Raw genomic sequence first — 20,484 nt, 5'->3', positions numbered from 1 at the left:
TGTGTCCGTTCGATCAGGGTTTCTGGGACGTGCCGGCCTCGTCGCAGGGCACACCGTGAACGTAGGAGGGGACGGTGAAGAGAGTGCGCTGTGGCGGTTAACGCAAGGTGAACGACCCCGGATCCCGCGCGCAGAAGCCCGGAATCACGCGGGCGGGCGCGCGTTCCGGGCTTCCTGAGTGAGCGCCGTGAAGACCCGTCAGGCCTTGGGGGCGTGCGTCTCGATGGCGACGATCCCGGATCCGGGGTTCGTGGCCGAGATGTGCACCACGCTGAACGACCCCGTCTCGAGGGCCGCGGCGTCCGAGAGGTACGAGCCGCGGATCGTGCCGGTGGCGAGGGCGAGCTCCGAGAGGATGTCCGGCAGCACCGGGCCGTGGCTGCACAGCACCGACGGCTTCCCGGAGCGCACGCGGCGGCCGACGACCTCGCGCACGTCCGACGTGCCGTCCTCCCAGGCGTCCTGGCTGATCAGGTCCGTCTCGCGCACGCGCGTGCCCAGGGCCTTGGCCAGCGGGGCGACGGTCGCGACGCAGCGCACGGCCGTGCTCGAGACCACGCGGCGCACGCCGAAGGCGCGCAGGGGCCCCACGATCGCCTTGGCCTGCGCCTTGCCGCGCGGGTGCAGCGGCCGCAGGGCGTCGCGCCCGTTCCACTCGTCGCGGGTGAGGGCCTTGCCGTGCCGCTGCGCGATGATCGGGAAGGTGTGCAGCACGCCGTCGTCGACGAGCCGCTCGAAGCTCTCCAGGATCTCGATGTCGACGGGGTAGCTCAGCCGTGTGTGCGCCTTCTTCAGGCTCACCCACTCGAGCCCGGAGATCTCGTCGTTGGGCACGAACGCGCTGGCGCGGATCGCCTCGTCGGTCGCGGGCGCCGACCAGTAGTGCACGATCTTCTGCTTGCCGTTGGGCAGGTGGTAGTGCGAGACGCCGAGGGGCACGCCGAGCGCGGTCCGGATCCCCGTCTCCTCGAAGATCTCGCGCACCGCGGTCTCGGCGAGCATCTCGCCCGGGTCGACCTTGCCCTTGGGCAGCGTGATGTCGCGGTACTTGGTGCGGTGGATCAGCAGCACACGCAGCTTGCCGTCGAGGACGCGCCAGACGACGCCCCCGGCCGCGTAGACCGCGAGATCGGCCTTCATCGGATCGCGCGCCCCTGACGGCGGCGCTTGATCGTCGACATGCGCCGGTCCTGCAGGTCGACGAGCGGCTTGCCGTCGTCCGAGACGCTGTGGCGTGTCCAGACGCCGCCCTCGCCGAGATGCCACGAGCTCACGCGCTCGTCCATCGCCAGCTCGAACAGGCTGAGCAGCTCGCCGACGTGCGGGGGGGAGGTCACCCGCACCAGGGCCTCGACGCGGCGGTCGAGGTTGCGGTGCATCATGTCGGCGCTGCCGATGTAGACCTCGGGCTCCCCGCCGTTCTCGAACGCGAAGATGCGCGAGTGCTCGAGGTAGCGACCCAGGATCGAGCGCACCGTGATGTTGTCGCTCACGCCCGGCAGGTCGGTGCGCAGCGAGCAGATGCCGCGCACCCAGACCTCGACCTTCGCCCCGGCGATGCTGGCGCGGTACAGGGCGTCGATGATCTGCTCGTCGACCATCGAGTTGACCTTGATCCGCACGTGCGCGGGCTTGCCGTCGAGCGCGTTCTTGGCCTCGCGGTCGATGAGCCGCAGCAGGCCCTTGCGCAGGTGCAGGGGAGCGACCAGCAGGCGCTTGAACTTCTTCTCGATCGCGTAGCCCGACAGCTCGTTGAACAGGCGGGTGAGGTCGCGGCCGACCTGCGGGTCGGCGGTGAACAGGCCGAAGTCCTCGTACAGGCGGCTGGTCTTCGGGTTGTAGTTTCCCGTGCCGACGTGGCTGTAGGTGCGCAGCTCGCCCTTCTCCTCGCGGATCACGAGCGCGAGCTTGCAGTGGGTCTTGAGGCCGACGAGACCGTAGACCACGTGCACGCCGGCCTTCTCGAGCTTGCGTGCCCAGACGATGTTGTTGGCCTCGTCGAACCGGGCCTTGATCTCGACCAGCGCGAGCACCTGCTTGCCGGCCTCGGCCGCGTCGATCAGCGCCTTGACGATGGGGCTGTCGCCCGAGGTGCGGTAGAGCGTCTGCTTGATGGCGAGCACGTGCGGATCGCGCGCGGCCTGCTCGAGGAACGCCTGCACGCTGGTGGCGAACGACTCGTACGGGTGGTGCACCAGCACGTCCGACTTCCGGATCGCCGCGAAGATGTCGGGGCGCGGCTCCTGGTCGACCGGCTGGAACGGCAGGGCCGTGGTCGGCACGTGGGGCGCGTAGCGCAGCTCGGGGCGCCTGATGCCGGCGACGCTGAACAGCGAGCGGAGGTCGAGCAGGCCGGGCAGGCGATAGACCTCCTGCTCGGTGATGTCGAGCTCCTTGATCAGCAGGTCGAGCGTCAGCGCGTCCATGTCGTCGCCGATCTCGAGGCGGATGGGCGGGCCGAACCGGCGGCGCAGGAGCTCGGCCTCCAGCGCCTGGATGAGGTTCTCGGTCTCGTCCTCCTCGATCACCATGTCCTCGTTGCGCGTGAGGCGGAACGTGTGGTGGTCGAGCACCTCCATGCCGGGGAAGAGGTCGTCCAGGTGCTGGGCGATGAGCTCCTCGAGCGGCAGGAAGCGCGTGCTGCTCGCCCCGTCGCCGGGCACCTCGACGAAGCGCGGCATCATCTGCGGCACCTTCAGGCGCGCGAACTCCTGGCGTCCCGTCCGGGCATTGCGGATCCGGATGGCCAGGTTCAGCGACAGGCCCGAGATGTAGGGGAACGGGTGGGCCGGGTCCACGGCCAGCGGCATCAGGATCGGGAAGACCTTGGCCTGGAAGTAGTCGTACATCGTCGCGTGCTCGGCGGCGTCGAGGTCGTCCCAGCTCACGACCTGGATGCCGGCCTCGGCCAGCGCGGGGCGCACCTGCTCGCTCCACACCCGGGCGTGACGCACCTGCAGCGCGTGCGCGGCCGACGAGATGGCGGAGAGGGCCTCGGCGGGCGACGTGCCCACGTTGGTGGGAACGGCGAGGCCCGTCACAATGCGGCGCTTGAGGCCGGCGACGCGGACCATGAAGAACTCGTCGAGGTTGCTCGCGAAGATCGCCAGGAAGTTCGCCCGCTCCAGCAGCGGGGTGTTCGGGTCCTCCGCCAGCTCCAGCACCCGCTGGTTGAACGCGAGCCAGCTCAGCTCGCGGTCGAGGTAGCGGTTCTCGGGCAGCTGGGCGTCGGGGACCTCGATGGCGGTGTCGAAGTCGTCGTCCTCGGCGTCGCTGATGCCGGAGTCCACGATGGCGGAGTCGATCATGCCGCCATCCTGCCATTCACCGGTGACGCCCACGTTAACTGCGGTGCGGCTCACGCGTCGGCCGCGGCCTGCTCGTCCTCGTACACGTTGAAGCGGTAGCCGACGTTGCGCACCGTGCCGATGAGCTGCTCCAGGTCGCCGAGCTTGGCGCGCAGCCGCCGCACGTGCACGTCGACCGTGCGCGTGCCGCCGAAGTAGTCGTAGCCCCAGACCTCGCTCAGCAGCTGCTCGCGGGTGAACACCCGCGAGGGGTGCGTCGCGAAGAAGTGCAGCAGCTGGAACTCCTTGTAGGTCAGATCCAGCGGCTTGCCGTGCACCTTAGCCGAGTACGACGACTCGTCGATCGTGACGCCGGAGGTCTGGATCCGCGTGCTCGTCTGCTCGGTCGAGCGGCGTCCGACGGCCAGGCGCACGCGGGCGTCGAGCTCGGCGGGGCCGGCCGTGACCAGGATCACGTCGTCGATGCCCCAGTCGCTCGAGACCGCGGTCAGGCCGCCCTCGGTGACGACCGCGATGAGCGGCGAGTCGAGCCCCGTGGTGTTGAGGATCTTGCAGAGCGACTTCGCCGCGACCAGGTCGCCGCGCGCGTCGACGAAGACGACGTCGGCGCTGGGGGCGTTTACCAGCTGGGCCGGCTCGGCCGGGATCTGGCGGACGCGGTGGCTCAGCAGCTCGAGCGCGGGCAGGACGGGCCCTCCGCCGGGGGCGGAGCTCAAGACGAGAAGCTGGGCCAAGCGAAGTCCTCACCGGCGCGGGTGGGGGCCGCGCCCTGGCATCGTCGCGGTGGGGTTCCGCGTCGTGGCCCCAATCATAGGGTGCCCCGCGGCCGCGCATCGGCAGCCGCGACACGGGACGACTTCGGCGGGGGGTTTGCCGGGATCCCGCGTCGCCAGCGAGAATGGCGCCATGACGATCCCCGAGCTCGCACCCCGCCGCCGCTACGGCGCGATCGCGGTCACGTGGGTGTTCGCGCTGGTCGTCGCGGTCGTGATCGCGGTGTTCGTGCCGTTCGAGCTGCGCTTCTGGTGGTTCGCGCTCGCCGGGGGCGCCAGCATGGTGTGCGCCTTCGTCGCCCACCTCATCGACGGCCGGGCCGACGGCTTCATCGCCCGCGTGAGCGTCGCGGCCCTCGGTGGCATCACGATCCTCGGCATCGTCGCGCTGATCACGCTGATCATGTCGATCACCACCGCCGCCTGATCCGACGGCGGTCGCTCGACGTCGAAAGACCCCCGCGAGACCGCCGGCGGCCGCCGGGGCTAGACTTCTGGGCATGGATCTCGTTGCGCTCGAACTCTTCTTCGTCGGGCTGCTGGGCCTTGCGAGCCTGGCGATCGCCTTCATCTCCGGCGCGGTGGTCTGGAACCTCTTCCGCGGCCAGCGCTGACGGGCATCGGCATGATCGAGCTGCCGACCGACCTCCCCGCCGACCTGGTGCCCCTCGCGTGGCTCATCGGCGTGTGGGAGGGAACGGGTGTCATCGACTACCACGTGGGCGACACGCACTACGAGGGCGAGTTCACGCATCGCGTGAGCTTCAGCCATGACGGCGGCCCCTTCCTGAACTACTCGGCCTCGGCGTTCCTGGCCGCGTCCGACGGCACGCCCTCGCGCGCGCTCAACTCGGAGACCGGCTTCTGGCGCCTCGCCCGGCCCGCCACGGCGGCCGAGCCCGGCCCCGGGCTGCTGCCGCCGCTCGGCGCCGAGGCGCTGCGCACCGCCGACGACGTCGAGCAGCTGCGCAACGCCGACGGCGGCTTCGACCTCGAGGTGGCGCTGGTGCACTCCGACGGCGTGAGCGAGCTGTACCTCGGCCAGGTCAAGGCCGCGCGCATCGACCTCGCCACCGACGCCGTCGTGCGCACCGCGAACGCCCGTCAGTACGCCGCGGCGACCCGCATCTACGGCCTCGTCGAGGGCCACCTGCTGTGGGCGTGGGACATCGCCGCCCTCGGCCGCGACCTCGGCTCGCACGCCTCGGCCCGCCTCGCGAAGGTCTCCTGATGGGCGAGCGGCCGTTCTTCGCCGATCGCGCAGGGGCCGTGGTCGGTGACGACGGCATCGCGCACTTCGGCGATCCTGTCCGCGAGCAGCGCCGCCTCGCCGCGGGCGAGGCCGTCGCGCCGCTCGACGACCGCGGCGTCATCGAGGTCGCCGGGCCCGATCGCCTGACCTGGCTCGACTCGATCACGTCGCAGGCGCTGGCGAGCCTGCCGCTCGGGCAGTCGACCGAGCTGCTGGTGCTCGACCCGCACGGCCGCGTCGAGCACGCCGCCGGGGTCTTCGACGACGGAGCCTCGACCTGGCTGCTGGCCGACGCGGGCGATGTCGCCGGGTTGGCCAAGTGGCTCACGATGATGCGCTTCCGCTCGAAGGTCGAGGTTCGCGTCCGCGACGACCTCGCGATCCTGGGCCTGTTCGAGCACGGATCCGCCGAGCGCGCGATCGCGCCGGTCGCGTACCGGCCGCACACGACCGAGCAGGTGCCCGGTGGCATCCCGCTGCTGTGGGCCGACCCCTGGCGCTCGGTCGCCGCCGGCGGCTGGCAGTATGCGGCCCCCGCCTCGCACCCCGGCGCCGACTACGCCTGGGTCGAGGCCGTCGTCGATCGCGCGGCCCTGCCGCAACTCGCAGGCGTCGAGCTCGCCGGTCTGCTCGCGGTCGAGGCCCTGCGCGTCGCCGCCTGGCGGCCGCGGTGGAGCCGCGAGGTCGATGACCGGGCGATCCCGCACGAGTACGACTGGCTGCGCTCGGCCGTGCACCTGAACAAGGGCTGCTACCGCGGCCAGGAGACGGTGGCGAAGGTCCACAACCTCGGTCACCCGCCGCGCCGGCTCACCCTGCTGCACCTCGACGGCAGCGACAGCGTGCTGCCCGCGCCGGGAACGGCCGTGCTGCAGACCGGCGCCGACGGCGAGGCCACCGAGGTCGGCCACGTCACGAGCAGCGTGCGCCATCACGAGCTCGGGCCCGTCGCGCTCGCGGTGCTGGCCCGCCGGGTGCCCGGCGACGCGACCCTCGAGATCCGATCGGACGGCTCGCGGATCGCGGCGGCGCAGGAGATCATCGTGCCCGCCGATGCCGGCGCCACCGCCGACGTCCCGCGTCTGACGCGGCTGTCGCGGCGGCCGGTCGCACAGGATCCGGCACGCTGACCCTGCGGAATCGGGGATGATCGGCGGATGACCGATTCGCAGCCGCTCACCCAGGCCGTGCCGGTCACCTGGCGGGGCCGCTTCTCGCCGCGCCCGGGCCTCGAGCGCCTGCGGGAGTCGTGGCTGCCGGTCGCGCAGATCGTCGTCGCGGCGACGGGCGCCTATCTGATCGGCGTGCACGTGTTCGGGCACGCGACGCCGATGATCGCGATCACGGTCGCCATCTCGAGCCTCGGTCTCGCCCGCGACGCGCGCCCGAAGCGCGTGGTCGAGACGGTCATCGGCATGCTCACCGGCATCCTCGTCGCCGAGGCCCTGCGCCTGGTGTTCGACACCGGCTGGTGGCAGCTGGCCGTGACCCTGGCCGCCACCCTGCTCGTGGCGCGTTTCCTCTCGCCCTCGCCGGGCTTCGCGATCGCCGCGGCGATCCAGTCGACCATCGCGATGCTGCTGCCGCTGACGGGCATCCCGTTCTCCCGCCTGCTGGACGGGGTGATCGGCGGCACGCTGGCGGTGCTCGTGACCGCGCTGCTGCCGCGCAACCCCCAGGCGCACGCGCTGCGCGACGCCCGGGCGTACTTCGCGGGGTTCGACGCGGCCGCCGCGCGGATGGTGTCGGCGCTGCGCCGCGGCGACCGTCTGCGGGCCGAGCGGGGCCTCGAGAAGGCGCGCGCGCTCGAGTCCGTCGGAGCCACCTGGCGCGAGTCGCTCGAGACCGGCCGCTCGGTGGCGCGGGTCTCGCCGTTCCTCCGCGGGCGACGCGCCGAGCTCGACCGTCAGGCGCTGATCCTGGATCAGATGGACCTCGCCACCCGCAGCCTCCGCGTGGTGGGGCGGCGGGTGGTCTACCTCACCGATGACCGGCAGGCGCTCCCCGTCGCGGCCGACCTCCTCGCCGACATCGCCGCCGCGGCGTCGCTCGTGGGCGCCACGCTCGACGATCCCTCGCGCTGCCCCGAGGCGCGCGACGCGGTGCTCGCCATCGCGCGCCGCCTCGACCCTGCCGAGCTTCTGCCGGGCGCCCCGCTCGGTCATCAGGCGCTGCTCTCGGCGCTGCGGCCCATGGTCGTCGACCTGCTCATCGCGACCGGTATGGCGCCGGCGGACGCGCGCGCGGCGATCCCGCGCATCTGACCTCAGATCAGGGCGCGGACGCTCCGGTAGCCGTCGGCGTCGACCGCGTGCTCGTCCGCGCCGCCGAAGATCCGCGTCGTCCCGGGTGACGCCGACCACGCGGGCCACCCCGGGTCGTGGGAGCGCGCGAGCCCGAGGGCCGCGCCGTGGACGGCGTCGGCCAGGTCCTGGGGCGGCGCGTCGCCGGCGAGCGCCGGCACGTGCGGCTCGTCGAGGCAGTCGAACCAGAACGGCACGTCCAGGCAGTGCAGCGCCCATCGGCGCACCGGCGAGGGCCACGTGAACCGGTAGAGCCAGGTGGGGGAGGCCCCGCGGCCCCTCGCCGTGGCGACCCGGACGGCGGTGGTGCGGAAGATCATGTCGGTCGCGTAGCGGCCGAGCATCGCGGCGGCGCCGAGACGGCGCTGCGGGCGGTTGTCCGCCAGGTAGGTCCGCAGGCGCCGCCGCGACGTCGCCACCACCGCGAGGGCGAGGGTCGCGGGCAGCATCCGCAGCCGGCGCGCGTACGAGTCGGTCACGAAGGTGAACTCGTCGTCGGTTGTGCCGAGCACCAGCGGCTTGTCGGATCCGACGCCGGCGGCGAGGGCCTCGAGGGTGGTCCGCGGCAGCAGGTCGCCGTCGACGACGGGCCCCAGGCGAAGCGCGCCCTGCAGCGTGGCGCGCAGGGCGGCGAGGCGGTCGCGCGCATCCGGGCGCGCTGCCCCCTGCTGCTGGTGGCGGATCTGCTTCTCGGTGAGCGCCGCGAAGCCGTCGCGGGTCTGCTCGACGCCCGTCAGCTCGGCCAGGCGCGCCGAGGCCCGCTCGGCCTGCGCCTGCGGGATGTCGCTCAGCGCGGGGGACATCGCCCACGCGGCCGCGAACAGGGGCTGCGCGACCGGCATCCCGAGCAGCGTGAGCACGGCGCCGCCGCCCGCCGACTGGCCGGCGAGCGTCACGCGCGACGGATCGCCGCCGAAGGCGCGGATGTTCGCCTGGATCCACTCGAGGGCGGCCAGCCAGTCGCGCACACCGCGGTTCGACGGCGCCCCGGGGATGTGCCCGAAGCCGTCGAACCCGAGGCGGTACGAGATGCTGACGGTCACGACGCCGTCGCGGTTGAACGCGCGCCCGTCGTACCAGGGCGAGGCGGGCGATCCGCTGATGAACGCCCCGCCGTGGATCCAGGCCACCACCGGCAGCCCCGCCGTCGGATCACCGGGCGCCGGGGTGAACACGTCGACGTTCAGCGTGGAGCGCCCCGGGATCGACGGCTCGGGGATGAGGGTCTCGCCGGGGTCGCCCCGCTGCGCGGTGGCCCCGTGCGCGAGGGCGTCGCGGATGCCGTCCCACGGCTCCGGCGGCACAGGAGCCGCGAAGCGCAGGCGGCCGACCGGCGGCTGCGCGAAGGGGATGCCGAGGAACGCCGCGGAGCGATCGGGCGCGCCCGGCTCGCCGCGCCAGAGGCCGCGCACGCGCCCGGCGTCGATCGCCACAACGGGCGGGTCGGTGGTCAGGGTCATAGAGGCCTCACACTCTCCCACGGCACGGTCAGTTCCCCCAGGCGCCAGCGGGCCCGGCCGCCGATCACCGGCACACCCCCGGCCCGCAGCGCCGACACGGCAGCCACCCAGCGCTGCGTCGCCCCGAACGTGCCGAGCGGCGCCGCGCGCTCCCACTCCCGGTCGAGGGCGGCGAGCAGGTCGTGGATGCGCTCGCCGGGCACGTTGCGATGGATCAGGGCCTTCGGCAGGCGCTCGGCCACGATGCCCGGACGCTCGAGGTCGGCAAGTCGCAGCGACAGGGTGAGGCGCAGCGGCTCGGCGGCGGGCGACACGTCGATCCAGCTGCACACGCGCCCGATCTCATCGCACGTGCCCTCGACGAGCACACCCCCGGGCGCGAGGCGCGAGGCCATGCGCCTCCACGCGCCGGCCACGTCGTCCTCGTTGTACTGCCGCAGCACGTTGAACGCGCGGATCACCGCGGGGCGCCGGCCCCCGGGGATCGGCACCTCGAAGCCGCCGCGCGCGAACGACACCCGGGCGTCCGGCGCGAAGGCCGTCTCACCGGCGCGCGTGGCGGCCAGCTGCGCGCTCGCGCGCGCGACGCGATCCGGATCGATCTCCAGACCGAGCACCTCGACGTCGGCGCGTGCCCTCCGCAGGCGCGCCTCGAGCTCGAGGGTCGTCACGCCGTTGGCGCCGTAGCCGAGGTCGACGACGAGCGGGTCCGCCGCGCCGCGGAACTCGGGGAGCTGTGCGATCCAGCGGTCCACACGACGCAGGCGGTTGGTGCCGGTCGTCCCGCGGGTGGGGCGTCCCTCGTGCGTCGGCATACCCCCATTCTGACCCGAGTGCCCGGCTCGGTAGTCTGAAGGCATGGCACACACCCTGATCCTGCTCCGCCACGGCCAGAGCGAGTGGAACGAGCTCAACCTCTTCACCGGATGGGTCGACGTCCGGCTCACCGAGCTGGGCCGCAGCGAGGCCACTCGCGGCGGCGAGCTGCTGAAGGAGCAGGGCGTGCTGCCCGACGTGCTCCACACCTCCGTCCTGAGCCGCGCGATCCAGACCGCGAACCTCGCGCTCGACGCCGCCGACCGCCTGTGGATCCCCGTGAAGCGCACCTGGCGCCTCAACGAGCGCCACTACGGCGCCCTCCAGGGCAAGGACAAGGCCCAGACGCTCGCCGAGTTCGGCGAGGAGAAGTTCATGGAGTGGCGCCGCTCGTTCGACGTGCCGCCGCCCGTGATCGACCCCGCCGACGAGTACGCGCAGACCGATGACCCGCGCTACGTCGGCATCGACGGCGAGATCCCCGGCACCGAGTCGCTGAAGATCGTCATCGACCGCATGCTGCCCTACTGGGAGGCCGAGATCGTCCCCGACCTGCAGGCGGGCAAGACCGTGCTCGTCACCGCGCACGGCAACTCGCTGCGCGCGCTGGTGAAGCACCTCGACGGCATCAGCGACGAGGACATCGCGGGCCTGAACATCCCCACCGGCATCCCGCTCGTGTACGAGCTCGACGACGACATGAAGCCGCTCGGCCCGGGCCGCTACCTCGACCCCGAGGCCGCCGCCGCCGGCGCCGCCGCCGTGGCGAACCAGGGCGCGAAGAAGTAGCACCCACAACGAGGAGGCGCCGTCCGGATCCGATCCGGACGGCGCCTCTTCGTGTGCGCGGGGTCAGCCCTCGGTGATCGGGGCGGCGTCGGAGAGCGCCTCGATGCCGGACCAGTCGCCCGTGTGCAGGTAGACGATCTTCTTCGCGATCGAGACCGCGTGGTCGGCGAAGCGCTCGTGGTAGCGGCTGGCGAGCGTGGCGTCGACGGTGGCGCCGGCCTCGCCCTGCCAGCTGTCGCTGAGCACCTTCTCGAAGACGTTGGCGTGCAGCTCGTCGACGTCATCGTCGCTGTTGCGGATCCGGTCGGCGATCGGCAGGGCGATCGCGGCGTCCGGGGCGGCCACGAGCTTGGTGAGCTCGCGGGCGATCTCGACGTCGAGCTCGCCCATGCGGGTGAACGTCGACTTGAGACCCTTGGGGATCGCGCGCTCCGGGTAGCGGGTGCGGGCGAGCTGGGCGATGTGCTCGGCCATGTCGCCCATGCGCTCGAGCGACGCGGTGACGCGCAGCGTCGTCACCACCACGCGCAGGTCGCGCGCGACGGGCTGCTGCATGGCGAGGATCGAGATCGCCTGCTCGTCGAGCTCGCGGGTGAGCGCGTCGATCTTCTTGTCGTCGGCGATGACCTCCTCGGCCAGCGCGACGTCGCCCTTGCCGAACGCACGGGTCGCCTTGTCGATCGAGACGGTGACCAGCTCGCTGATCTCGACGACGCGCGTCTGCACGTCCTCGAGGGCCTGGTGGAAGAGTTCGCGCATCGTGGACCTTTCGTCGGTGTCGCGGGCGGCGGTGGGTCGTTCCCGGGCACGCTCTCTGCGATTCTCTGTGCCGTTGGTTAACAGATGGTGCCGCGACGGTGAACAGTCCCCTGCGAGGCCGCAGACTGGCGGGGATCCGTCCATCCTGGCATTCGCTGGGACTTTACTCTGGTGCCATGGCACCCACGCAGCTCGCGCTGCTCTCCCTGCTCCTCGGAGTGATCATCGGGACGGGTGCGTCCCTCATCGTCTTCACGGCGATCCGCGCGCGGGAGCGCGCCGCCCGGGAGGCGGCGGGCCTGGTTCCCGCCGGGATCACGTCGGTGCTCGACGCGATGGACGACCCCGCCGCGCTCGTCGACGCCTCCGGCCTCGTCGTCGCGACGTCGCCCTCCGCGCCCTGGCTCGGTATCGAGACGGACGCGCCCCTGCCGCACGACGGGCTGCGCGAGCTTGTGCGCGCCGCGCGCTCGGGCGCCACCGAGACCACGAACCTCCGGCTCGTGCGCGGCGGCATGTCGTCGGATTCGCGCCTGATCGCCGCGCGGGCGACGCGCGTGAGCGATCGCCACACACTCCTGCTGGTGCGCGACCTGTCGGAGCAGGAGCGCCTCGAGCAGATGCGCCATGACTTCATCGCGAACACCAGCCACGAGCTCAAGACCCCCGTGGGCGCCGTGATGCTGCTCGCCGAGGCGATCGACATGGCCGCCGACGATCCCGCGCAGGTCCGGGCGTTCACCGCGCGGCTGTCGGCCGAGGCCGAGCGCCTGAGCCGCCTCACGGGGCGCATCATGAACCTCTCGCGGCTGCAGGCGGCCGACGAACTGACCTCGGTGGGCGACGTCGCCATCGACGAGGTCGTCGCGGCGGCGGTCGAGGCCTCGGCGGTGCAGGCCGAGTCGGCCGGCGTCGACCTGGCCCGCGGCGGCGATCGCGGTCTGTTCGTGCGGGGCGACCAGCAGATCCTCAAGGAGGCGGTCGGCAACCTGATCGCCAACGCCATCGCCTACTCGCCGCGCGGATCCCACGTCGGCGTGGGGGTGCGCGCGGTCGGCGGCGTCGTCGAGATCGCGGTCACGGATCAGGGGATCGGCATCGCCGAGGCCGATCAGCAGCGGGTGTTCGAGCGGTTCTATCGCGCCGACCAGGCGCGCTCCCGCCGCACCGGCGGATCCGGCCTGGGCCTGTCGATCGTGAAGCACGCGGTGTCGCGCCACGGGGGCGAGATCCGGCTCTGGTCGCAGCCCGATCGGGGCTCCACGTTCACCGTGCGCCTGCCCCTGAGCGAGGCGCCCGTGCTCGAGTCGTCCCTGGCGAAGACCGCCAGGGGGAAGAACTCCATGAAGAAGAAAGGTCGCGAATGACGCGTCTGCTGCTGGTCGAGGACGAGCCCGACCTCGCCGAACCCCTCGCCTATCTGCTCCGCCGGGAGGGCTACGAGGTCGAGATCGCCGAGGACGGCCCCGCGGCCCTGGCGGCATACCGCGAGCGCGGTGCCGATCTGATCCTGCTCGACCTGATGCTGCCGGGCATGCCGGGCACCGAGGTGTGCCGCCAGGTGCGCACGACCTCGTCGGTGCCGATCATCATGCTGACGGCGAAGGACTCGGAGGTCGACATCGTTGTGGGGCTCGAGCTGGGCGCCGACGACTACGTCACCAAGCCCTACTCGGCGCGCGAGCTGCTGGCGCGCATGCGCGCGGTGCTGCGCCGCACGGTCGACGCGGAGGCCGAGCTCGACGAGCGGGTCCTCGAGGGCGGCCGCGTGGTGCTCGACGTCGACCGCCACACCGTGTCGGTCGACGGGCAGCAGATCAACATGCCCCTGAAGGAGTTCGAGCTGCTCGAGGTGCTGATGCGCAACGCCGGTCGTGTGCTCACCCGCGGGCAGCTGATCGATCGGGTGTGGGGCAGCGACTACTTCGGCGACACGAAGACGCTCGACGTGCACATCAAGCGCATCCGCTCGCGCATCGAGCAGGTCCCCTCCGAGCCGGTCATGCTCGTCACCGTGCGGGGCCTCGGCTACCGCTTCGAGGGCTGAGCGCCGCCCGCCCGGCCGCACCTCCGGTCGCACGAAGAAGGCCCCGAGGATCGGATCCTCGGGGCCTTCTTCGTGCAGCTGCGGGGGAGGGTCAGTGGCCCTCGCCCTCCTCGCTCTCCTCGGCCGGGGCGAGGTGCTCGCAGTCGGCCTCCTCGTAGCCGCCGGGCACGAGGTTCTTGAAGTGCGCGAGGCAGCCGTTGAGCACGGGGACCTCGACGAGCTCGCCCTCGGCGTCGCCCGACTGGAAGTACAGCGGCAGCGTCGCGCCGGCCTCGGTGTTGATGCCCTCGAGAAGCAGCGGCTCCTCCGAGCCGGCGCCGAGGCTGACGACCTCGCCGCCCTCGAGGTCGATCGTCTCGGACTGGCCGCTGCCCCACTCGAGGCTCAGGGTCGCGTCCTCATCGGTGGTGTTCACGAGCGCGGCGGCCAGGTTGCCGTCCGTGCCCTGCGAGTCGGCGATGACGACCGCGTTGCGGATCTGGATCGCGGCGCCGTCGCTGTGCGGGACGTTGACGCCGTCCGACGGCGAGTACGGGATCGTGGTGGCCTGATGCGTGAGCCCCGCGCAGCCGGTGGCGGTGAGGGCGACGACGGCACCGAGGGCGAGCGACGCGAGAATGCGGGAGTTCACGGAACCTCCAGGTCGAGCGGCCCCGCCGAGCTGCGGGCCCTGTCTGTCATTCTAGGGGGTCGCGGCCCCGCGCCCCTGTGCGTTCGCGCGCGGACGCCCGCGAGGCAACGAAGTCGCCCGGAGGCGCGTGTCGCTGCCGCCCTGCGGGGCCCGCGAACCTTAGTACATGGCGGGCTGTGGTATCCTGAAAGTCGCCGAAAGGATACTTTTCTATGCTTTTTGAGGTTGGCGAGACCGTCGTTTACCCGCACCACGGGGCCGCGACGATCACCGAAGTCAAGACCCGTGTCATCAAGGGCGAGGAGAAGATCTACCTCAAGCTGAACGTCACCCAGGGCGACCTCGTCATCGAGGTTCCCGCAGACAACGTCGACCTCGTCGGCGTTCGTGACGTCATCGGCCAGGAAGGCCTCGACAAGGTCTTCGAGGTGCTGCGTGCCCCCTTCACCGAGGAGCCGACCAACTGGTCGCGTCGCTACAAGGCGAACCTCGAGAAGCTCGCCTCGGGCGACGTGATCAAGGTCAGCGAGGTCGTCCGCGACCTGTGGCGCCGTGATCAGGATCGCGGCCTCTCGGCCGGCGAGAAGCGCATGCTCGCGAAGGCCCGTCAGATCCTGATCTCCGAGCTCGCGCTCGCCGAGAAGACGGACGAGGAGAAGGCCGCGTCGGTGCTCGACGAGGTCCTCGCGTCCTGACGATCCCTCCGCGACGGTGACGGGCTCGCGCAGCGAGCCGGAACCGATCCGAGTCCCAACGGGCGTCGATCCTGATTCAGGATCGGCGCCCGTTACTTTTACTGGGTGACCATCTCTCCCGCACCGCGCGTCGCGGTCATCGTCGTCGCCGCCGGATCCGGCACCCGTCTCGGACAGGACGCCCCCAAGGCCTTCGTCGGTCTCGGCGCGCATACGATCCTGCGGCACTGCCTGCGCGGGGTGTTCGCCGCACCGGAGGCGCAGGTCGTGATCGTCGCGCCCGCCGGGCGCGAGGGCGAGGCGCTCACCGATGCCCGCGAGGCGGCGGGCTCGCGCGCGGCGCTTGTGTCGGTCGTCACCGGCGGAGACACCCGGCAGGCGTCGGTCTCCGCGGGGCTCGCGGCGCTGTGGCCATCGGTCGAGGTCGTGCTCGTCCACGACGCGGCACGCGCGCTGACCCCGCCGGCCGTCTTCGAGCGGGTCATCGCGGCGGTGGACCGCACCGGCTGGGGCGTGATCCCCGGGCTGCCGGTGGTCGACACCATCAAGCGCGTCGAGGGGCAGCAGGTCGTCGCCGCGGTCGATCGGTCGCAGCTCGCGGCCGCCCAGACCCCGCAGGGGTTCCGGCGAGACGTGCTGGAGGCCTCGTACGCGGTGGCCGCCGAGGAGTTCACCGACGACGCGGCGCTCGTCGCGGCGGCCGGGCATCAGGTGGCGCTCGTCGAGGGCGACGCGCTGTCGTTCAAGATCACCACGCCGGACGACCTCGCTCGGGCGCGCTCGCTGGCGGTGCCGGTGGCGCCCGTCTCGGCCGCCGCCCCGGATCGCGGCCTGATGCCGCGGGTCGGTGTCGGGACCGACGTGCACGCGTTCGGCGGCGAGGGCGCGCTCTGGCTCGCGGGCCTCGAATGGCCGGGCGAGGCGGCCCTGTCCGGGCACTCCGACGGCGACGCCGTCGCGCACGCGATTGTCGATGCGCTCCTGTCGGCGGCGGGTCTCGGCGACATCGGAACGCACTTCGGCACCTCGCGGCCCGAGTTCGCCGGCGCGCACGCCGACGCGTTCCTCGCGCGCACCCGCGCGCTGCTGGGCGAGGCCGGCTTCGACATCGTGAACGTGGCCGTCCAGGTGCAGTCGAACCGCCCGAAGTTCGCCCCGCGTCGCGCCGAGGCCGAGGGCGTGCTGTCGGCGGCGCTCGGGGGCGCCCCCGTCTCGGTCGCGGCGACCACCACCGACGGGCTGGGGTTCACGGGAGCGGGAGAGGGTGTGCAGGCGTTCGCCGTCGCCCTGATCCGGCCGATCTGACGCCAGCGGGCGGGCGGCGGGCGGCGGCGTCGGAGCGTCGAAACAACTATCGAAAAGGTTTCTTCTCCGAACGTGCGCTGAGGCCTTTCCCGCCGCTGTGGGAGCAAATATGGTGTCGATGGCAACATTCCCGCAGCGCAAAGGAGCGCCATGCGCAGGTCACGCCTGTTCACTGCAGTGGGTGCCATCACCGGCACCATCGGTCTCGCCCTCACGGGCGTCGTGGCGGCAGCACCTGCCGCCGCCGCGCCCACGGTCGAGACCATCGATTTCGACGACAGCACGCTCGGCAGCTGGCAGCAGTCGGGGGGAGGTGCGACGACGCTCTCCTATGTTCCCGAGGGCGACGGCCTCGCGGTGCAGATCAACGACCGCAGCGCCGACTACGTCGGCATCCAGTCGGCCGAGGGCGCATTCACGCCCGGCAACCGGTACACCGTCTCGATCAGGGTGAAGCTCGCCGAGGGCACCCCGGACACCCAGGCGCGATTCGTCCTGAAGCCCGACTACAGCTGGGGCGGCAACGCCCCGGTCACCGCCGCCGACTGGACGACGCTGACCGCCACCTACGAGCCCACCGACACCACCAAGACCTTCCAGCTCTACATCGGCACCAGTGACATCGCCGGTGTCGCGGCCTACACGTACCTGCTCGACGACCTCACCATCACGACCGAGTCGCTGGCCCCAGCCGAGATCCAGGATCTCCCGCCTCTGGCCGGGACCATGGGCGAGACCAACGTCGGCGTCGCCATCGACGCGCGCGAGACGACGGGGGCCGCGTCCGAACTGCTCCTGAAGCACTTCACCCAGATCACCGGCGAGAACCACATGAAGCCCGAGGCCTGGTACGACGACTCGCGCAGCTTCCGCCCCCACCCCGAGGCGATCAGCCTGCTCGACTTCGCGCAGCAGAACGACCTCGACCTGTACGGTCACGTCCTCGTGTGGCACAGCCAGGTCCCCGACTGGTTCTTCCAGGACGAGGCGGGTCAGCCGCTCGCGGCCGACGAGACCGGCAAGCAGGCGCTGCGCGATCGCATGAAGGCGCACATCGACAATGTGGCCGACTGGATCGCGTCCGAGTACGGCGCGTTCGGATCCGACACCAACCCGCTCACCGCGTTCGACGTCGTCAACGAGGTCGTCGCCGACGGCGGGGAGAACGCCGACGGCCTGCGCCGCAGCGAGTGGTTCCGCATCCTCGGCGAGGAGTTCATCGACCTCGCGTTCGAGTACGCCGACGAGGCGTTCAACGTCCGCAACGCCGCCGCGGGCGCTGATCGTCCGGTGAAGCTCTTCATCAACGACTACAACACGGAGCAGGACGGCAAGCAGGATCGCTACGTGGCGCTCGTGGAGCGCCTCCTCGGGCGCGGTGTGCCCGTGGACGGGGTCGGCCACCAGTTCCACGTCAGCCTGTCCACGCCCATCTCGTCGCTGGACGGTGCGCTCGACCGCTTCGCCGGCCTCGGGGTCGAGCAGGCCGTGACCGAGTTCGACGTCGCCACCGGCACGCCGGTGACGCAGGCGAAGCTGATCGACCAGGGCTACTTCTACCGCGACGCCTTCGACGTCTTCCGCGAGCACGATCTGTTCTCGGTCACGGTGTGGGGCCTGACGGACGGCCGCAGCTGGCGCAACGACGGCGGGGCCCCGTTGCTGTTCGACGACCAGCTGCAGGCGAAGCCTGCTTATTACGGCGCCGCGGGCGGCGAGCTGCCCGCCAAGCTGCGGGCGGCGAACGTGTTCGGCGCCGATGTGGCGCTCGATCCGGCGGCTCCGGAGTGGGCGCGCGTCCCGGCGAACGCCCTCGACGCGGGCGAGTCGTTCCGCGCCTTCTGGTCGGCGGGCACGCTGTCGGTGCGCGTCGACGTCCCGGGAGGCGACGCCTCGACCGCTGTCGAGCTGCAGGTGGGCGACACCGTCTACACGGTGCGCGGCGACGGCACGGGCGACGTCCCGGCGGCGGCGAGCGTGACGGCCGACGGGGTGTCGATCGCGGCGGAGCTGCCGATCGGCGAGGCCGGCGAGAAGGACACCGTGGGCCTCGACGTGCGCGTCGTCGGCGGCGGGGGCTGGAGCTCGGCCGGAGCGCTGGGCATCCTCACGCTGATCGAGCCCCTGTCGTACGTGGACGTCGTCGAGACCCCGACCGCGCCGACGATCGACGGCGCGATCGACGCGGGCCTCTGGGACGCGGCGAACGCGGTCACGACCGACAAGCAGGTCGAGGGGACCGGGGGCGCCACGGCGAAGGTCCGGACCCTGTGGAAGGGCGACACGCTCTACGTCCTCGCCGAGGTCGCCGACGCGCAGATCGACGTCTCGGGCAGCGACCCGTGGGTGCAGGACTCGGTCGAGATCTACGTCGACGGCGGCAACGCGAAGAACGGCGCCTATCTCGCCGATGACACGCAGATCCGGATCAGTGCCACCAACGTGGCGTCCTTCGGCACCGGCGACGCGGCCGCGCAGCAGGCGCGGGTGACATCGGCCACGTCGACCACCGACGGCGGCTACATCGTCGAGGCGTCGATCTCGCTGCTCACCTACGGCGGTGTCGGCACCTTCCACGGCCTGGACTTCCAGGTCAACGACGGGGCGGCGGGAGCTCGCACGGGCATCCGCAACTGGGCCGACCCGACGGGCGCGGGCTACGCGTCGACGGCCCACTGGGGCGTGGGCCAGCTGGTCGCGGCCCCCGTCGTCGAGCAGCCGTGCGTCAAGCCGGGCAAGCCCAACAAGGGCGACGCCCACAAGCCGTGCTTCCCCGAGAAGCCCGGCAAGCCCGACAAGCCCGGGAAGCCGGGAAAGCCCGGAAAGCCGGGCGCGGGATCCGCGGGCTGAGCCCGCAGCGGATCACCCGCTGACCGTGCGTGCGGGTCGCCTCTCTCGGGAGGCGGCCCGCACGTCCGTGTCCGGGCCCGCTCGCCAGTACGGGGCGGATCAGATCGCGCGCGTCATGAAGGTCGAGAGCGGATCGGGTCGGTACGGCTCGAAGGCGTCGCACTCGACGAACCCCTCGCCGGCGTACAGGGCCTGGGCGGGGGCGAACATCGGCCGGCTGCCCGTCTCGAGCCACAGCGACGTCAGGCCGCGGGCCTCGGCCTCCGCGATGATCCGGCGCAGCAGTGCGCGCGCGACGCCCCGCCCGAGGAAGGCGTCGGCGGTGCGGAACGACTTGAGCTCGCCGCGCCCCTCGCCCAGCTCGCGAAGGGCGGCCACGCCCGCCAGCTCCTCGTCGATCCACGCGCTCCAGAGGGTGATGCCGGGGGCGCGGACGGCCTCGACGTCGAGGGCGTGGGTGCTGTCGGGCGGGGTCTCGGCGTGCATCCGCGCGTGGTGCTGCGCGATCAGCGCGCGCGTCCGCCCGTCGGTGAGGTCGTCGATCCGGATCTCGATGGTCATCTCAGCCTTCCACGGCGAACGGTCGGGGAGTGCGCGAGCCCCAGGCGAGCAGGGCGAGGCCCGCGCCCAGCACCACCAGGCCCACGGCGGACAGCGCCCCGAGTCGCTCGCCGAGCACCGCGATCCCGAGGATGCTCGCGGTGAGCGGCTCGCCGAGGGTGAGGGTCGCCGCCGTGGCGGCCTTGAGCCCGCCCAGGCCCCAGGTGAACAGCCCATAGGCGACGGCGACCGTCGCGAGGCCGAGCCACACCGCCATGAGCGCGCCCCTCGGATCCGTCAGCCAGGTCACGTCGGAGAAGGGCAGGGCAGCGAGCGCGATCACGGCCGCCCCGCCGCCCATCGCCCCGACGACGGTGAGCGGGTGCCAGCCGCCGTCCAGCAGGCGCCGCTGCGCCACAGCGATGACCGCGAAGGATGCGCCGGCGCCGAGCGACGAGAGCAGCCCGACCGGATCCGCCGAGCCGCTGTCGCCGGCCCCGATGCCGAGCAGCGCGACGCCGACGGTCGAGAGCGCGGTCGCCGCTCCCCACAGCCGTGAGGGCGGTGTGCGCGTGAGCGCCCACTCGAGCAGGCCGGCCATGACGGGGGCCGAGCCGAGGGCGATCACGGTGCTCAACGCGACGCCGTTGGCGGACGTGCCCGCGAAGAACAGCGGCTGGTAGACGAACAGCGCGACGGCCGTGAGCGCCATGAGGGCGAGAGGCTTCGCGGTGAGCGGGGGCGAGGCGGGTGCGGCCGAGCGACGGCGTCGCAGCCGCGCAGCGATGGCGGTCGCCGCCGCGAGGGCGACGCCGCCGATCAGCAGGCGCATGACCCCGACCGCGAAGGGCGTGGTGCCGGAGGGACCGAGGGCCTGCGAGGTGCCGGTGGTGCCGAAGAGCACGGCGGCGGCGAGGACGGCGATGACGAACGGCACCAGGTATTCCTACCTCATG

General features: G+C 72.2%; 19 protein-coding genes. 10 read left to right on the top strand and 9 right to left on the bottom strand.

Features of this window, described 5'->3' with window-relative positions; translation table 11 throughout:
* Nucleotides 1-198: 198 nt before the first annotated feature.
* The 3 genes from ACOKGD_RS12075 to ACOKGD_RS12065 are packed head-to-tail and all read right to left on the bottom strand — an operon-like array spanning nucleotide 199 to nucleotide 4,042.
* Entirely contained in the window at nucleotides 199-1,140 is a 942-nt protein-coding gene (locus tag ACOKGD_RS12075) for an NUDIX hydrolase (protein WP_342337714.1), read from the bottom strand.
* Nucleotides 1,137-3,308, bottom strand: a complete 2,172-nt coding sequence (locus tag ACOKGD_RS12070; RefSeq protein ID WP_342337715.1) for an RNA degradosome polyphosphate kinase — start codon at nucleotides 3,306-3,308, stop codon at nucleotides 1,137-1,139. Before ACOKGD_RS12070 ends, ACOKGD_RS12075 begins: the two co-directional genes overlap by 4 nt.
* Before the next feature lie 50 nt (nucleotides 3,309-3,358).
* Nucleotides 3,359-4,042: a winged helix-turn-helix transcriptional regulator gene (locus ACOKGD_RS12065; protein WP_342337716.1), complete on the bottom strand. Its 684-nt coding sequence runs from the start codon at nucleotides 4,040-4,042 to the stop codon at nucleotides 3,359-3,361.
* A 172-nt stretch (nucleotides 4,043-4,214) separates the two neighbouring features.
* On the opposite strand from ACOKGD_RS12065, the gene ACOKGD_RS12060 reads away from it, so the two are divergent.
* The 4 genes from ACOKGD_RS12060 (at nucleotide 4,215) to ACOKGD_RS12045 (ending at nucleotide 7,597) form a co-directional block, all read left to right on the top strand.
* Nucleotides 4,215-4,508 carry a hypothetical protein gene (locus ACOKGD_RS12060; RefSeq protein ID WP_342337717.1) on the top strand — a complete coding sequence of 98 codons (294 nt, stop codon included), beginning with the start codon at nucleotides 4,215-4,217 and terminating at the stop codon, nucleotides 4,506-4,508.
* Between the two features lie 198 nt (nucleotides 4,509-4,706).
* Nucleotides 4,707-5,312 (top strand): FABP family protein, encoded by a 606-nt coding sequence (locus ACOKGD_RS12055; protein ID WP_342337718.1) that lies wholly within the window; start codon nucleotides 4,707-4,709, stop codon nucleotides 5,310-5,312.
* On the top strand, nucleotides 5,312-6,463 hold the full coding sequence (locus ACOKGD_RS12050) for a CAF17-like 4Fe-4S cluster assembly/insertion protein YgfZ (RefSeq protein ID WP_342337719.1): 1,152 nt from the start codon (nucleotides 5,312-5,314) through the stop codon (nucleotides 6,461-6,463). Before ACOKGD_RS12055 ends, ACOKGD_RS12050 begins: the two co-directional genes overlap by 1 nt.
* Nucleotides 6,464-6,490: 27 nt before the next feature.
* The gene (locus tag ACOKGD_RS12045; RefSeq protein WP_342337720.1) at nucleotides 6,491-7,597 is read left to right on the top strand and encodes an FUSC family protein; all 1,107 of its coding nucleotides are present in this window, start codon (nucleotides 6,491-6,493) and stop codon (nucleotides 7,595-7,597) included.
* A gap of 2 nt (nucleotides 7,598-7,599) precedes the next feature.
* On the opposite strand, the gene ACOKGD_RS12040 is transcribed toward ACOKGD_RS12045, so the two are convergent.
* Together ACOKGD_RS12040 and ACOKGD_RS12035 are read right to left on the bottom strand one after the other, a co-directional pair.
* Nucleotides 7,600-9,096, bottom strand: coding sequence for a carboxylesterase/lipase family protein (locus ACOKGD_RS12040; RefSeq protein ID WP_342337721.1), 1,497 nt, complete (start codon nucleotides 9,094-9,096; stop codon nucleotides 7,600-7,602).
* Nucleotides 9,093-9,911, bottom strand: a complete 819-nt coding sequence (locus tag ACOKGD_RS12035; protein WP_342337722.1) for a class I SAM-dependent methyltransferase — start codon at nucleotides 9,909-9,911, stop codon at nucleotides 9,093-9,095. Before ACOKGD_RS12035 ends, ACOKGD_RS12040 begins: the two co-directional genes overlap by 4 nt.
* Before the next feature lie 43 nt (nucleotides 9,912-9,954).
* Here ACOKGD_RS12035 and ACOKGD_RS12030 point away from each other — a divergent pair, with 43 nt between their 5' ends.
* Entirely contained in the window at nucleotides 9,955-10,701 is a 747-nt protein-coding gene (locus ACOKGD_RS12030; RefSeq protein ID WP_342337723.1) for a phosphoglyceromutase, read from the top strand.
* A gap of 63 nt (nucleotides 10,702-10,764) precedes the next feature.
* On the opposite strand, the gene phoU is transcribed toward ACOKGD_RS12030, so the two are convergent.
* Nucleotides 10,765-11,460 (bottom strand): phosphate signaling complex protein PhoU, encoded by a 696-nt coding sequence (gene phoU / locus ACOKGD_RS12025; RefSeq protein WP_342337724.1) that lies wholly within the window; start codon nucleotides 11,458-11,460, stop codon nucleotides 10,765-10,767.
* A gap of 176 nt (nucleotides 11,461-11,636) precedes the next feature.
* On the opposite strand from phoU, the gene ACOKGD_RS12020 reads away from it, so the two are divergent.
* A complete protein-coding gene (locus ACOKGD_RS12020) occupies nucleotides 11,637-12,827 on the top strand; it encodes a sensor histidine kinase (protein ID WP_342337725.1) in 1,191 nt (396 codons plus the stop codon).
* Complete coding sequence (locus ACOKGD_RS12015; protein WP_342337726.1) at nucleotides 12,824-13,507, top strand: response regulator transcription factor; 684 nt, start codon at nucleotides 12,824-12,826, stop codon at nucleotides 13,505-13,507. Before ACOKGD_RS12020 ends, ACOKGD_RS12015 begins: the two co-directional genes overlap by 4 nt.
* A gap of 91 nt (nucleotides 13,508-13,598) precedes the next feature.
* Here the strand turns inward: ACOKGD_RS12015 and ACOKGD_RS12010 are convergent, their stop codons facing one another.
* On the bottom strand, nucleotides 13,599-14,138 hold the full coding sequence (locus ACOKGD_RS12010; protein WP_342337727.1) for a DNA modification methylase: 540 nt from the start codon (nucleotides 14,136-14,138) through the stop codon (nucleotides 13,599-13,601).
* Between the two features lie 212 nt (nucleotides 14,139-14,350).
* On the opposite strand from ACOKGD_RS12010, the gene ACOKGD_RS12005 reads away from it, so the two are divergent.
* The 3 genes from ACOKGD_RS12005 (at nucleotide 14,351) to ACOKGD_RS11995 (ending at nucleotide 18,988) form a co-directional block, all read left to right on the top strand.
* A complete protein-coding gene (locus tag ACOKGD_RS12005) occupies nucleotides 14,351-14,833 on the top strand; it encodes a CarD family transcriptional regulator (protein WP_342337728.1) in 483 nt (160 codons plus the stop codon).
* A gap of 105 nt (nucleotides 14,834-14,938) precedes the next feature.
* Entirely contained in the window at nucleotides 14,939-16,138 is a 1,200-nt protein-coding gene (ispD, locus tag ACOKGD_RS12000) for a 2-C-methyl-D-erythritol 4-phosphate cytidylyltransferase (RefSeq protein WP_342337729.1), read from the top strand.
* A gap of 150 nt (nucleotides 16,139-16,288) precedes the next feature.
* A complete protein-coding gene (locus ACOKGD_RS11995) occupies nucleotides 16,289-18,988 on the top strand; it encodes an endo-1,4-beta-xylanase (RefSeq protein WP_342337730.1) in 2,700 nt (899 codons plus the stop codon).
* A 99-nt stretch (nucleotides 18,989-19,087) separates the two neighbouring features.
* Here ACOKGD_RS11995 and ACOKGD_RS11990 read toward each other — a convergent pair whose 3' ends face one another.
* Nucleotides 19,088-19,549, bottom strand: a complete 462-nt coding sequence (locus ACOKGD_RS11990; protein ID WP_342337731.1) for a GNAT family N-acetyltransferase — start codon at nucleotides 19,547-19,549, stop codon at nucleotides 19,088-19,090.
* Between the two features lies 1 nt (nucleotide 19,550).
* Nucleotides 19,551-20,465 carry a DMT family transporter gene (locus ACOKGD_RS11985; RefSeq protein WP_342337732.1) on the bottom strand — a complete coding sequence of 305 codons (915 nt, stop codon included), beginning with the start codon at nucleotides 20,463-20,465 and terminating at the stop codon, nucleotides 19,551-19,553.
* Between the last annotated feature and the right edge of the window lie 19 nt (nucleotides 20,466-20,484).

Origin of the sequence: Microbacterium phosphatis, from assembly GCF_049177115.1 — a bacterium.
Taxonomy (GTDB): Bacteria; Actinomycetota; Actinomycetes; order Actinomycetales; family Microbacteriaceae; genus Microbacterium; species Microbacterium phosphatis.
Note: the sequence above shows the minus strand (reverse complement) of the source record. Positions and strands in the feature narration are given on the sequence as shown.